We start from the raw sequence: 11,525 nt of genomic DNA, 5'->3' as shown, positions 1-11,525 counted from the left end.
ACCTGGCAGGATCGCCGCATGACCGAAACCGGTGATCGGCACACGTATGAGGGCACGCGCGAAGACGCTTACGAGGGCACGCGCGAAGAGGCCCGGGAGCGGGCGATCGCGCGGGCCTGGCGGGACCTCGTCGCCACCGCCCGCCGCAGCGCGGCCGACGGACTGGTCGTCGGCACCTCGGGCAATGTGTCCGTACGGGTCGGAGAGCTGGTCCTCGTCACGCCCAGCGGGGTGCCGTACGACCGGCTGACGCCCGACGACACCGTCGCCGTGGACCTCGACGGCCACCAGGTGATCGGCCGTCTCAGGCCCACCAGCGAGCTGCCGATGCATCTGGAGGTCTACCGGAACGCGGACGCCGGCGCCGTGGTCCACACCCACGCCGTCCACGCCACCGCCGTCTCCACCCTCGTGCCCGAACTCCCGCTGATCCACTACATGGCGGCGGACTTCGGCGGTCCGGTCCGGGTCGCCCCGTACGCGATGTACGGCACGGACGCCCTGGCCGGGAACATGGTGCGCGCGCTGCGCGACCGCACGGGCTGTCTGCTCCAGAACCACGGCACCGTCACCCACGCCGCCACCCTGGACAAGGCCTACGACCGTACGGCTCAGCTGGAGTGGATGTGCCGCCTCTGGCTCACGGCGAGCTCCGTCCCCGGCCACGCGCCCAGCCTGCTCTCCCGGGAGCAGGTGCGGGAGGTCGAGGAGCGGCTCAAGGGCTACGGCCAGCCGGGCTGACCAGGCGCGCGGCCGGATCAAGCCCCCGGACCGGCCCCAGACCGTGCCTCCAGGGACTTCCGTGCCCCCGCGTCACCCCGGACGGCTGCTCCACTGGCCGTACGGCCCGTCCGTACCGACACTGGGAAAATGCGACCGGCCAGAGCGACGGCAGCAGCCGTCACCACAGTGATCGGTGTCGGCACGGCAGCCGTGGCGGCCGGCCGGTACGCGAGCGACGCCGCGCTCAAGGCGCCTCCCGGACGGCCACTGCCGGGCGACCCGCGGCTCACCGTGCACGCCACGGCCGCGGGCCGGGTGACCCTCACACGCTGTCTGGCCTCCCTGCGCCCCGGCACCTACGGGCTGGAGTCCGCGGACGTCCAGGCGGTCGTCGGGCCCGTCATCGACGACGTACCGCACCCCGCCGACACCGTCGTCCGCCGGCTGGAGCGCGTCAGCCGCGGCACCCTCGGCGCCGGCAGCCGCGTCCGGCTCACCCCCCAGATCCACCACGGCGACCCCGGCAGCGCGCTCGGCCTGGAGTACGACCGGGTGGAGATCCCCGGTGAACTCGGCCCGCTGCCAGGCTGGTTCGTGCCCGGCAGCCGCGAGACCTGGATGATCACCGCACACGGGCTCGGCGCCACCCCGGAGCACCCCATGAACGTCATGGAGTTCCTGGTGGACCAGCATCTCCCGGTCCTGAACCTGTTCTACCGGGGTGACCGGGGCGCCCCGCGTCCCCCCGACGGCCTCGGGCACCTCGGCGACTCGGAATGGCGCGACCTCGACGCCGCGATCCGCTTCGCCGTGCGAGGCGGCGCCGAGTACGTGATCCTCTACGGCTGGTCCGTCGGAGCCACGATGGCCCTGCACGCCGCCGGGAAGTCCGGACAGCGCGACCGCATCAAGGGACTCGTCCTGGACAGCCCCGTGCTCGACTGGGAGGCCACCCTGCGCGCCCTGGCCACCGCCCGCCGCACCCCCGGCCCGCTCCTGCCCCTCGCCGTCCGCGCCGCACAGGGCCGTACGGGACTGCGCGGCGGCCGGCTGCCCGTGGTCGCCGACCCGGGGAAGCTCGACGTCCCCACGCTGATCGTCCACGGCCCCGACGACGCCCTGTCCCCCTGGTACCCCTCCCGTGAACTGGCCGCCCGCCGCACCGACCTGGTCACCCTGCACACGGTCTCGGACGCCCCGCACGGCGCCATGTGGAACGCGGACCCCACCGGTTACGAGGAAACGCTCCGCCGCTTCCTCACCCCCCTCATGTGACCCCCCGGCACCGTCACTCACACCGGCGCGCGACCTCCGCCGGGTAAGGCCGCCCGCGCTTCTCCGCCACCCCCGGCCACCCTCCGCTCCGGCGTCTTCCCGGGCGGGTGACCGGCGGGTCGAGGTCCGGGCGGCAGGTTCCGTTTGGGCTTTCGGGCAATCAGCGGGAAGACTGCTCCCGTGACGTCCCGAAAGCCTGATGAGCAATTGGCGCGCAACTCCAGACTCCGACTCGTCCGTCCCCGGGCCCTGACCACGGCCCGCCGGGCCGTGACCACCGGGCGAACACGTCCGGCGCCCCGTCCGCCGGAGGGCACACCACCGCCCGCGGAGCTGGCCCGTCAGGCGCGGGCCGTCCTCGCGGACGCCGTGCGGATCGCCCGCTGGGCAGCGGCCGACCGGGACCCCGGAGCGGGCCCGCTGGCCCCGAAGGCCCGCGAACGGGCCGCCGATGCCCTGGAGTTGACGCCGGACCAGGTGAGCGCGGGCTGGGACCGCGCCAGGCTGGCCGGGCTCGTCGAACTGCACGGCGGCACCGCACGCCCCGGCTGGCGCCTGCGCGCCTGGGACCGTGACGAGTCCGCCGTCCTGCGCGGCTGGGTCGCCCTCTTCGACGCCTGGTCGCTCGTCCACGCCGCCCCGGACGACCTCGCCCCCGCGACGGTCGCCGAGGTCGTGGAAGCCGTCCCCCAGGTGCTCTCCCTCCTCCAGCTCTCGGCCGGCCCCGTGCTCGTACCGGCCCTGCTCGACCTGCTCCAGCAGCGCGTCGCGGAACTGCGCGACGAGCGCTGCGAGGTGCCGTACGACCCCACGAACGCCGCGGGTCCCACGGCGCCCGCCGCCGCTCCGGAGCCCGGCCCCGAGCCTGCCCCGGCCACCGCAGCGACCGTCCCGCTGCCGCGGCTTCTCGACTGGGCCCTGGAGGGCCTGGCCGCCGTCGGCGCCCTGACCCTCGGTGAGGGCCAGGCGACCCTCACCCCGCTCGGCAACTGGGCGGTCTGGGTCAAGCTGGAGCAGATCTGTGTCGCCGCCCAGAGCCCGGCGGGCAACATCGAGCAGTCCGCCGAGAACATGCTGCGCGGCTGCGCCCGGCTCACCCCCGGACCCGCCCGCGCCGAGTACCGCGCCTGGCTCGCCGCCCGCACCGTCGGCAGCGCGGTCACCGAACTCGTCGCCGTGGCACGCGGCGAGGACGCGCTCCTGCGCGGGCTCGCCTTCGAGGCGCTGCGCGTCGTCGGCGCCCCCGCCGAGCCGGAGGTGCGCACCGCGTCGGCCGAACCCTCCCTGCGCCCCTACGCGTTGCTCTGGCTCGCCGAGTACGAGGGCGCGGACCCCGAGGACGCGCCGGACATCCTCACCCGAGAGGAGTCGACCTGGCTCTGGGTCGACACCGCCGCCGCGGTGGCCGACCACGGCGAGACCGCGCTGCTGGTCCGCCACCTCGACTCGGCCGTCCAGGGCACCGTCCCGGCCCTGCTCGACGAGGTCAGGGCCGTCGGCCACCCCCGCACCGTGCAGGTGCTGGTGGCACTGGCGGCCGCGCACCCGGACCCGGCGCTCGCGAAGGCCGTACGCCGGGCGGCTTTCCAGGTCCACACCGGAGGCGCCTGACCGCCCCGCACACCGGCCCGCCCGCCACGCACCGGAGCGACGGGCCGGCCCAGGCACCAAGGGCCGGAAGGCTCAGCCGGCGGCGCCCGGTGCGTACGTACCGAAGCCCCACACGTTGCCCTCCGCGTCGCGAGCCATGTAGTCCCGGGAGCCGTAGTCCTGGTCCGTGGGCGGCATCAGGATCTCCACTCCCTGGGCCGCGGCGCGCGCGTGGTGCGCGTCGACGTCCTCCACGACCACATAGACCCCGGTGGGCCCGCCGCCCGCCATCGCCTGGGCGAAGACGCCCTCCCTCTTCCTGGACCCCAGCATCACCATGCCGTTCCCATGGGCCAGTTCGGCATGGAGGACGCTGCCGTCCTCGCCCTCGTACACACTCACCTCCGTGAAGCCGAAGGCTTCCTTCAGAGTCCTGATGGCCGCCTTCGCGTCCTCGTAGACGAGCGTCGGACAGATACTCGGCGCACCGGCCATGCTGATCACCCTTCTCCAAGCTCCGGCTGTGACCTGTGTCTCAGTTCCTCCAGTCTGGCAGCGGCCACTGACAACGCAGCCCGGCCGAGTGCTCCCGGGGGACACCCATGGGGCGTAAAGCAGTTGTGCGGCCCCGGTAGACTCGGCGGCATGGCATCTCTCCTTGTGCATTAGCCGGCGTCGAAGAATCCCGTCCGCCAGCCCTTCCGCCGTCCATACCCGCCTTGGAGTTTTTCCGTGATCACCGCCACCGGTGTCGAGTTGCGCGCCGGCGCTCGTGTCCTCATCGAGTCAGCCTCCTTCCGTATCGCCAAGGGCGACCGCGTCGGCCTCGTCGGCCGCAACGGAGCCGGCAAGACCACCCTCACCAAGTGCCTCGCGGGCGAGGGCATCCCCGCCGCCGGCACCATCACCCGCTCCGGCGAGGTCGGCTATCTGCCGCAGGACCCGCGCACCGGCGACCTCGACACCCTCGCCCGCGACCGCATCCTCTCCGCCCGGGACCTCGACTCCGTCCTGAGGAAGATGCGCGAGAACGAGGACCGGATGGCGAACGGCAAGGGCGCCACCCGCGAGAAGGCGATGAAGAAGTACGAGCGCCTGGAGACGGAGTTCCTCACCAAGGGCGGTTACGCCGCCGAGTCCGAGGCCGCCACCATCGCCGCCGCGCTCGGCCTGCCCGACCGGGTCCTCGGCCAGCCCCTCCATACGCTCTCCGGCGGTCAGCGCCGCCGCGTCGAACTCGCGCGCATCCTCTTCTCGGACGCCGACACGCTGCTGCTGGACGAGCCGACGAACCACCTCGACGCGGACTCCATCGTCTGGCTGCGGGACTATCTCAAGACCTACCGCGGCGGCTTCATCGTCATCTCCCACGACGTCGATCTCGTGGAGACGGTCGTCAACAAGGTCTTCTACCTGGACGCCAACCGCTCCCAGATCGACGTCTACAACATGGGCTGGAAGCTCTACCAGCAGCAGCGCGAGTCCGACGAGAAGCGCCGCAAGCGTGAGCGGGCCAACGCGGAGAAGAAGGCCGCCACGCTCAACTCGCAGGCCGACAAGATGCGCGCCAAGGCCACCAAGACCGTCGCCGCGCAGAACATGGCACGCCGCGCCGAGCGCCTGCTGTCGGGCCTGGAGGCCGTACGCCAGTCGGACAAGGTCGCCAAGCTGCGCTTCCCCGACCCCGCTCCGTGCGGCAAGACGCCGCTGACGGCCGAGGGCCTGTCGAAGTCGTACGGCTCTCTGGAGATCTTCACCGACGTCGACCTGGCCATCGACAAGGGCTCGCGCGTCGTCATCCTCGGCCTCAACGGCGCCGGCAAGACCACGCTGCTGCGGCTCCTCGCCGGGGTGGAGAAGCCCGACACCGGCGAAGTCACCCCGGGCCACGGACTCAAGCTCGGCTACTACGCGCAGGAGCACGAGACGCTCGACCCCGAGCGCTCCGTCCTGGAGAACATGCGGTCGTCGGCCCCGGATCTGGACCTGGTCGATGTCCGCAAGACCCTCGGCTCCTTCCTCTTCTCCGGCGACGACGTCGACAAGCCGGCCGGTGTCCTGTCCGGCGGCGAGAAGACCCGCCTCGCGCTCGCGACCCTGGTGGTCTCGTCGGCCAACGTGCTGCTCCTGGACGAGCCCACGAACAACCTCGACCCGGCCAGCCGCGAGGAGATCCTCGGCGCGCTGCGCACGTACAAGGGCGCGGTCATCCTCGTGACCCACGACGAGGGCGCCGTCCAGGCGCTCGAACCCGAACGGATCATCCTGCTGCCCGACGGCGTCGAGGACCTGTGGGGCGCGGACTACGCGGACCTGGTGGCGCTGGCCTGACGCGGCACGGGCGTGATCCACTCCGTATGGATCATTCGGCTCAGCGGTGATCCATCATCTGAGTGAGTGCGTCTCGTACTTTGGCGTGGCGTGCCGACGATCAAGGCGTTCCGTGACCAGTTGGATCAGCTTTCCGGTACACCCGGCCTGACCTGCGGTTTCTTGTGCGGATCCGGCGTTCCGCCTGCGTATGCCGCTCTGGAAGTAGCAATTCCGTTCGTGTTCGAATGCTGCGCTCCGTCGAAGCTTTGGGTGCGAACCTTGCTGAATGGGTGGCCAGGAGCGGCCCGAGGGGTGATCATGAGAAGTCCAGAGCGCACTTCCATGAGGAGGCACGGGTGGCCGAGACTCTGAAGAAGGGCAGCCGGGTAACCGGCCCCGCGCGCGACAAGCTCGCGGCAGACCTGAAGAAGAAGTACGACTCCGGTGCGAGTATCCGTGCGCTGGCCGAGGAAACGGGCCGGTCTTACGGATTCGTCCACCGGATGCTCAGTGAATCCGGAGTCACGCTGCGGGGACGCGGCGGAGCGACACGCGGCAAGAAGGCCTCGGCCTGACGACCGCGTACGGCTTCTCCGGCCACCGGTTCCGCCGGTGACCACCCGGCCGGTCGTCGCGGTCGACCGGGTGGTTACTGTGCAGTCACTTGGCAAGCTCTGCTGACTGCACCGAACCGGAGGCACCCCATGACTTCGCTTGATCCCGTACTCGACAAGGACGGCGTACGGCTCACCGTCGAGGACGCGGTTGCCACGGTGACCCTGACCAACCCGGCCAAGCGCAACGCTCAGTCTCCCGCTCTGTGGCGGGCGTTGACGGAAGCCGGGCAGTCACTGCCGGGCAGCGTGCGGGTCGTCGTGCTGCGCGGCGAAGGCAAGTCCTTCTCCGCGGGCCTCGACCGGCAGGCGTTCAGCCCCGAGGGCTTCGACGGCGATCCTTCCTTCGTGGAGCTGGCACGCCGTTCCGACACGGAGCTGGACGCGGCCATCACCGTGTACCAGTCCGCCTTCACCTGGTGGCGCCGGAGCGACATCGTGTCGATCGCCGCTGTCCAGGGACACGCCATCGGCGCCGGATTCCAGCTCGCGCTCGCGTGCGACCTGCGAGTCGTCGCGTCGGACGTGCAGTTCGCCATGCGCGAGACCAGTCTGGGGCTGGTCCCCGACCTCGGCGGCACGCATCCCCTCGTCGGCCTGGTCGGCCATGCCCGCGCGCTGGAGATCTGCGCGACGGGCCGTTTCGTCCAGGCGGACGAGGCCGAGCGCACGGGGCTGGCCAATCTGGTGGTGGATCCTGCGGAACTGGACGAGGCGGTGAAGGACCTGACCGCGGCCCTGCTCGCCGCGCCGCGCGACGCGACGGTCGAGACGAAGGCCCTGCTGCAGGGCGCCTCGTCACGCACGTACGACGAACAGCGCGCCGCCGAACGCGCGTCCCAGGCCCGCCGCCTGCGCGACCTGGCGGGCCTCGGCGACTAGGGCCTGTCTTGGGGATCAGGCCGGATCTTCGCGGGCCCGGGACCGCTGTTACTTGAGGATTGCCAGCATCCGGTCTCCCAGGACCGCGGCCGAGGCCGGGTTCTGGCCGGTGACCAGGTTGCGGTCCTCGACCATGTACGGCTCCCAGACCGGGCCGCGGCTGTAGTTGACGCCGACCTTCTCCTGTACGTCGGTCTCCAGCAGCCACGGGGCCCTGGGGGCCAGCCCCACGCCCTCCTCCTCCTCGTTGGCGAAGCAGGTGATGTTGAAGCCCTCGAACGGCGACTTGCCGTGGATCCTGGTGGCCAGCATCGCGGCCGGTGCGTGACAGACGATGAACAGCGGGTCACCCGAGGCCAGTTGCTCCGTCAGCAGCCGTCCGACATCGGCGTCCCACGCCAGGTCCGACATCGGACCGTGACCGCCCGGCAAGTACACCGCGTCGTAGTCCTCCAGGCGGACGTCCGACAGGCGCAGCGGCCGACGCATCACCTCCGCGGAACGGATGATGGCCTCCAGTTCGAGGGCGCTGTCGTTTCCGCCGGTCATCTCGGGACGCAGACTCATCATGTCGACGTTCGGGGTCACGCCGTTCGGCGTCGCGACGACGACCTCGTGGCCGGCGTCCGTCAGTATCTTGTACGGGTTCGCGAACTCCTCGGCCCAGTAGCCCGTCGCGTACCTCGTGCCGTCGTTCAGCACCCAGTAGGTGGCTCCGCTCACGATGAAAAGCACCTTGGACATGGCAAAGGTCCCCTCTCGGACGCGTATGAAGGTTCCGCCGGACGAGCCACGGGACGACTCGCCGCAGCCGGTTTCCCCCCTTCTGCCAATCTAGGCTCGGTCATTCAGGTGTGCGCGCCGAGGTGACGGGACCCCTGGTCCCCGTGCTTTCCGTGGGGTCAGGCCGTCGTGTCGACCGCCGTGACCAGTACGGCCACCGTCGGGTGACTCGGCAGTGATGCCGTGACCGCCCGGCGGACGGCACGTACCACATCCGGCGGGTGATGGCCCCGGGACGTCGCCAGCTCGATGCGGACGTGGCCCCTCGTCACGAGCACCGCCGTGCCGAGCGACGCCGACAGATGGGCCACGCCGGGGACGTTCGCCGCCATGACCGCCGCTGTGCCCTTCGGGGCGGCCGTTGCCCCGAAGGGCTCAGCGCGCCCGACGGAATCCCCGGAGCCGGCGTCCGGCTCCTTGTCCAGCAGCGCCGTCACCCGCAGGTCGACCTCCGTCACCCGCAGGCCGAGCCGGTCCACCGCGTGCGCGTACAGCGCCGTACGAAGCCGCTCGGCCACGTCCGGCAGCGGCTCGCCCGCGACCGCCGCGAAGTCCCCCTCGATACGGAGCACCCCCGGCGGCAGCGCACTGGGCGGCGGCTGCACGGCGGGCCGCTCCGCCGAGCCGGGGTCGGCCAGACAGACCCTCAGCCGGCCCAGTACCGCGCCAGGCACTTCCGCCGCCGCACGCCGCAGCGCGGTCGTCGCCGCCCGTTCGGCCAGCCACGCCCCGTCCGCCGTGTCACCGAGCGGGAGCAGCCGGCCGAGGTCGAGCCGTTCCCGTACCGCCGCGCTCCAGCCGTCCGTACCCGTCCCGCCCTGCCCAGTCGTCATGGCTCCCACCCTGCAGCATTCCCGGCGCGAGACCGGGCAAGGCGCCCTAATGTGGACAACGAGTCCATCGGCGCCCGGAAAGGGGCGAATCGCTATGTCCGACACCGCACAGCGCAACCAGTCCGAGCCCTCCCTCAAGACGTCCGCCGACGAGCAGCGGAAGGCCGCGATGAAGAAGGGCGGCGGCGACCCGGGCGTCCGCGGCCGGACCACCATCGCCGACGGGGTCGTCGAGAAGATCGCCGGCCTCGCCGCCCGTGACGTGCTCGGCGTCCACGCGATGGGCAGCGGCATGTCCCGCACCTTCGGCGCCGTGCGGGACCGGGTCCCCGGTGGCTCCAAGTCCGTGTCGCGCGGTGTGAAGGCCGAGGTCGGCGAGGTGCAGACCGCACTCGACCTGGAGATCGTCGTCGACTACGGCGTGGCGATCTCCGACGTCGCCCGCGATGTGAGGGAGAACGTGATCTCCGCCGTCGAACGGATGACGGGCCTTGAGGTCGTCGAGGTCAACATCGCCGTCAGCGATGTGAAGCTGCCCGACGAAGAGGACGAAGAGCCCGAGACCCGGCTCCAGTAACGGCCCGATCCGGAAGACCGAAGAGGAGTCAATCGATGAGCATGGCGCTGGTCGGCCTGTTGGCCGGTATGGCCCTGGCATTCGCCGGATACTTCGGCGGTTTCGGAGCCTTTCTGCTGGTCGCCGCGTTGGGCGCGGTCGGGTTCGTGGCCGGCCGGTTCCTCGACGGTGATCTGGAAGCGGGCGATCTCTTCCGCGGTCGCGAGCGCCCCGAACGTCGGCGGTGACCTCCCGTGGCCGGTGAGCGGGTGACGGCCCCCGAGCGTGGGGCGACCACGATCGCCGACCGTGTCGTCGCGAAGATCGCGGCGCAGGCGGCGCGGGAGGCGCTGGGCGGCGTGCCGGAGGGCGGTGCGGCGCCGCACGCGGGCGTCCTGGTCAACCACGGTGTGGCGCGCGTACGGATCGGTGTCGAGCTGGACTACCCCTCCGACATCGGCGCCCAGTGCGGCGCGGTGCGTCACCGGGTCGTCCAGCGGGTACATGCCCTGGCGGGGATGGAGGTGCCCGAAGTGGTGGTCAGGGTCGAACGGCTCCACTCCGTCCACACCCGCGCGGAACAGGGGAGGATCCAATGAGCGAGCCGGACGCCGAGGGGACCGAACGCGCGTCGGGCGCCGTCCGCGCGGACGTGATCGACCTGGACCAGTCGTCCTCCGCCGCGCGGTACGAGCCGAGGCGCCCGACGCTGAAGCAGGGCGACGGTGACGGCGACGGGGACACCAGGTCCGGCCGCTTCTGGGCCTGGCGCCGGATCCCCGCCGCCCTGGTCGCTGCGATCCTCCTCGGCGCGGCGGTCCTGCTCCTCTACGACGTCTCGGCCGTACGCGCCGAACACCCCGCCATGTACTGGCGCCGGTGGCTGGCCGACCAGCTCGCCACCGTGCCCCTGGACAACAGCTGGGCCCTGGTCGGCTCGGGCCTCGCGGGGGTCCTGGGGCTTTGGCTGATCGTCCTCGCCCTCACACCGGGGCTGCGCCAGGTGCTGCCGATGCGGCGGGGCCCCTCGCGCGTGCGGGCCGGGCTCGACCGGGAGGCGGCGGCGCTGATGCTGCGCGACCGGGCGCTGGAAGTCTCCGGTGTGCAGTCCGTACGGGTACGGGCCCGCCGCTCCAAGGTCCGGGTGCGTGCGGTGTCCCACTTCCGCGAACTCGACGATGTACGCGCCGATCTCGACTCCGCACTCGGTACCGGCATCGGAGACCTCGGCCTCGTCAGGCCGCCCGCGCTCTCGGTGCACGTCCGCCGGCCGAAGAAGGGATGACGGGATGCTCAGGGTCGTCAACCGTGCCCTGTTGGGCCTCGTCGGGCTGGTGCTGCTGTGCGTCGGCGGCGGAGTGTTCGTGACGGGTCTGGGCGTGTCCGTGCCGTCCTGGTGGCCCTACACCGGTCGCCACGACGTGCTGCTGAGCGACGCGGACCGGGACCGGTGGAGCGCGCAGAGCTGGTGGTGGCCTGTCGTCATCGCGGTGCTCACCGTCCTGGTGCTGCTGACGCTGTGGTGGCTGCTGTCCCAACTGCGGCGTGCGCGGCTGGGGGAGGTGCTGGTCGAGAGCGGCAACGGTGAGGGCGCGCTGCTGCGGGGGCGGGCGCTGGAGAACGTCCTGGAGAGCGAGGCGCAGGCGCTGCACGGTGTGTCCAGGGCCCGAGTGCGGCTGACGGGGCGGCGCAGTGCGCCGGAGGCGCGGGTACGGCTGCTGCTGGAGCCGCACGCGGCGCCGGGGCAGGCGCTGGAGGAGCTGACGGAGGAGGCGGTGGCGCATGCGCGGGACTCGGCGGGGTTGGAGGCGTTGCCGACGGAGGCGAGGTTGCGGGCGGTGAAGCATCGGGGGCGGCGGGTGGAGTGAGGTGGCCGGCCGCTGCGCGGGCCTGTTGCCCTACCCGCCCCTTCCCTCAACCGGGGCTCCGCCCCGGACCCCGTACGGCCTTCGGCCG

The 11,525-nt window shown here is 71.9% G+C and carries 14 protein-coding genes; 11 read left to right on the top strand and 3 right to left on the bottom strand.

Going from position 1 to position 11,525, the window contains the following annotated elements; translation table 11 throughout:
- Positions 1 to 18: 18 nt before the first annotated feature.
- The 3 genes from ACFWV8_RS34145 (at position 19) to ACFWV8_RS34135 (ending at position 3,609) form a co-directional block, all read left to right on the top strand.
- Positions 19 to 741, top strand: a complete 723-nt coding sequence (locus ACFWV8_RS34145; RefSeq protein WP_384213495.1) for a class II aldolase/adducin family protein — start codon at positions 19 to 21, stop codon at positions 739 to 741.
- Between the two features lie 129 nt (positions 742 to 870).
- Positions 871 to 1,998, top strand: coding sequence for an alpha/beta hydrolase (locus ACFWV8_RS34140; protein ID WP_384213492.1), 1,128 nt, complete (start codon positions 871 to 873; stop codon positions 1,996 to 1,998).
- Positions 1,999 to 2,178: 180 nt separating this feature from the next.
- Positions 2,179 to 3,609 (top strand): hypothetical protein, encoded by a 1,431-nt coding sequence (locus ACFWV8_RS34135; RefSeq protein ID WP_384213489.1) that lies wholly within the window; start codon positions 2,179 to 2,181, stop codon positions 3,607 to 3,609.
- Between the two features lie 72 nt (positions 3,610 to 3,681).
- Here the strand turns inward: ACFWV8_RS34135 and ACFWV8_RS34130 are convergent, their stop codons facing one another.
- A complete protein-coding gene (locus ACFWV8_RS34130; protein ID WP_384213486.1) occupies positions 3,682 to 4,083 on the bottom strand; it encodes a VOC family protein in 402 nt (133 codons plus the stop codon).
- A 237-nt stretch (positions 4,084 to 4,320) separates the two neighbouring features.
- Between ACFWV8_RS34130 and ACFWV8_RS34125 the strand changes: the two genes are divergently transcribed.
- The 3 genes from ACFWV8_RS34125 to ACFWV8_RS34115 all read left to right on the top strand — a co-directional run bounded on the left by ACFWV8_RS34125 (position 4,321) and on the right by ACFWV8_RS34115 (position 7,397).
- On the top strand, positions 4,321 to 5,919 hold the full coding sequence (locus tag ACFWV8_RS34125) for an ABC-F family ATP-binding cassette domain-containing protein (protein WP_384213482.1): 1,599 nt from the start codon (positions 4,321 to 4,323) through the stop codon (positions 5,917 to 5,919).
- A 338-nt stretch (positions 5,920 to 6,257) separates the two neighbouring features.
- Positions 6,258 to 6,476, top strand: a complete 219-nt coding sequence (locus ACFWV8_RS34120) for a helix-turn-helix domain-containing protein (RefSeq protein ID WP_023542602.1) — start codon at positions 6,258 to 6,260, stop codon at positions 6,474 to 6,476.
- A 129-nt stretch (positions 6,477 to 6,605) separates the two neighbouring features.
- Positions 6,606 to 7,397, top strand: a complete 792-nt coding sequence (locus tag ACFWV8_RS34115) for an enoyl-CoA hydratase/isomerase family protein (RefSeq protein ID WP_384213479.1) — start codon at positions 6,606 to 6,608, stop codon at positions 7,395 to 7,397.
- A gap of 48 nt (positions 7,398 to 7,445) precedes the next feature.
- Here ACFWV8_RS34115 and ACFWV8_RS34110 read toward each other — a convergent pair whose 3' ends face one another.
- On the bottom strand, positions 7,446 to 8,141 hold the full coding sequence (locus tag ACFWV8_RS34110) for a type 1 glutamine amidotransferase domain-containing protein (RefSeq protein WP_384213477.1): 696 nt from the start codon (positions 8,139 to 8,141) through the stop codon (positions 7,446 to 7,448).
- Between the two features lie 158 nt (positions 8,142 to 8,299).
- Positions 8,300 to 9,013 carry a hypothetical protein gene (locus ACFWV8_RS34105; protein ID WP_384213474.1) on the bottom strand — a complete coding sequence of 238 codons (714 nt, stop codon included), beginning with the start codon at positions 9,011 to 9,013 and terminating at the stop codon, positions 8,300 to 8,302.
- Positions 9,014 to 9,182: 169 nt separating this feature from the next.
- Here ACFWV8_RS34105 and ACFWV8_RS34100 point away from each other — a divergent pair, with 169 nt between their 5' ends.
- The 5 genes from ACFWV8_RS34100 to amaP are packed head-to-tail and all read left to right on the top strand — an operon-like array spanning position 9,183 to position 11,437.
- Positions 9,183 to 9,590 (top strand): Asp23/Gls24 family envelope stress response protein, encoded by a 408-nt coding sequence (locus tag ACFWV8_RS34100; protein ID WP_384213546.1) that lies wholly within the window; start codon positions 9,183 to 9,185, stop codon positions 9,588 to 9,590.
- Positions 9,591 to 9,625: 35 nt separating this feature from the next.
- Positions 9,626 to 9,817 carry a hypothetical protein gene (locus ACFWV8_RS34095; protein WP_384213471.1) on the top strand — a complete coding sequence of 64 codons (192 nt, stop codon included), beginning with the start codon at positions 9,626 to 9,628 and terminating at the stop codon, positions 9,815 to 9,817.
- 6 nt (positions 9,818 to 9,823) lie between these two features.
- Positions 9,824 to 10,168: a hypothetical protein gene (locus ACFWV8_RS34090; RefSeq protein ID WP_329389290.1), complete on the top strand. Its 345-nt coding sequence runs from the start codon at positions 9,824 to 9,826 to the stop codon at positions 10,166 to 10,168.
- The gene (locus tag ACFWV8_RS34085) at positions 10,165 to 10,854 is read left to right on the top strand and encodes a DUF6286 domain-containing protein (RefSeq protein WP_384213468.1); all 690 of its coding nucleotides are present in this window, start codon (positions 10,165 to 10,167) and stop codon (positions 10,852 to 10,854) included. Before ACFWV8_RS34090 ends, ACFWV8_RS34085 begins: the two co-directional genes overlap by 4 nt.
- Positions 10,855 to 10,858: 4 nt before the next feature.
- Positions 10,859 to 11,437, top strand: a complete 579-nt coding sequence (gene amaP, locus ACFWV8_RS34080) for an alkaline shock response membrane anchor protein AmaP (protein ID WP_384213465.1) — start codon at positions 10,859 to 10,861, stop codon at positions 11,435 to 11,437.
- The last annotated feature ends 88 nt before the right edge of the window (positions 11,438 to 11,525 follow it).

The organism is Streptomyces sp. NPDC058665, from assembly GCF_042714995.1.
Taxonomy (GTDB): Bacteria; Actinomycetota; Actinomycetes; order Streptomycetales; family Streptomycetaceae; genus Streptomyces.
The sequence above is the reverse complement of the archived record's forward strand: the minus strand, read 5'-3'. Positions and strand labels throughout refer to the sequence as shown.

Bases quoted from the DNA above. Each gene is read 5' to 3' on its own strand.
- ACFWV8_RS34130 (WP_384213486.1), bottom strand. From the start codon at position 4,083: ATGGCCGGTGCGCCGAGTATCTGTCCGACGCTCGTCTACGAGGACGCG.
- ACFWV8_RS34110 (WP_384213477.1), bottom strand. From the start codon at position 8,141: ATGTCCAAGGTGCTTTTCATCGTGAGCGGAGCCACCTACTGGGTGCTG.
- ACFWV8_RS34105 (WP_384213474.1), bottom strand. From the start codon at position 9,013: ATGACGACTGGGCAGGGCGGGACGGGTACGGACGGCTGGAGCGCGGCG.
- ACFWV8_RS34085 (WP_384213468.1), top strand. From the start codon at position 10,165: ATGAGCGAGCCGGACGCCGAGGGGACCGAACGCGCGTCGGGCGCCGTC.
- ACFWV8_RS34095 (WP_384213471.1), top strand. From the start codon at position 9,626: ATGAGCATGGCGCTGGTCGGCCTGTTGGCCGGTATGGCCCTGGCATTC.
- ACFWV8_RS34100 (WP_384213546.1), top strand. From the start codon at position 9,183: ATGAAGAAGGGCGGCGGCGACCCGGGCGTCCGCGGCCGGACCACCATC.
- ACFWV8_RS34115 (WP_384213479.1), top strand. From the start codon at position 6,606: ATGACTTCGCTTGATCCCGTACTCGACAAGGACGGCGTACGGCTCACC.
- ACFWV8_RS34140 (WP_384213492.1), top strand. From the start codon at position 871: ATGCGACCGGCCAGAGCGACGGCAGCAGCCGTCACCACAGTGATCGGT.
- amaP (WP_384213465.1), top strand. From the start codon at position 10,859: ATGCTCAGGGTCGTCAACCGTGCCCTGTTGGGCCTCGTCGGGCTGGTG.
- ACFWV8_RS34145 (WP_384213495.1), top strand. From the start codon at position 19: ATGACCGAAACCGGTGATCGGCACACGTATGAGGGCACGCGCGAAGAC.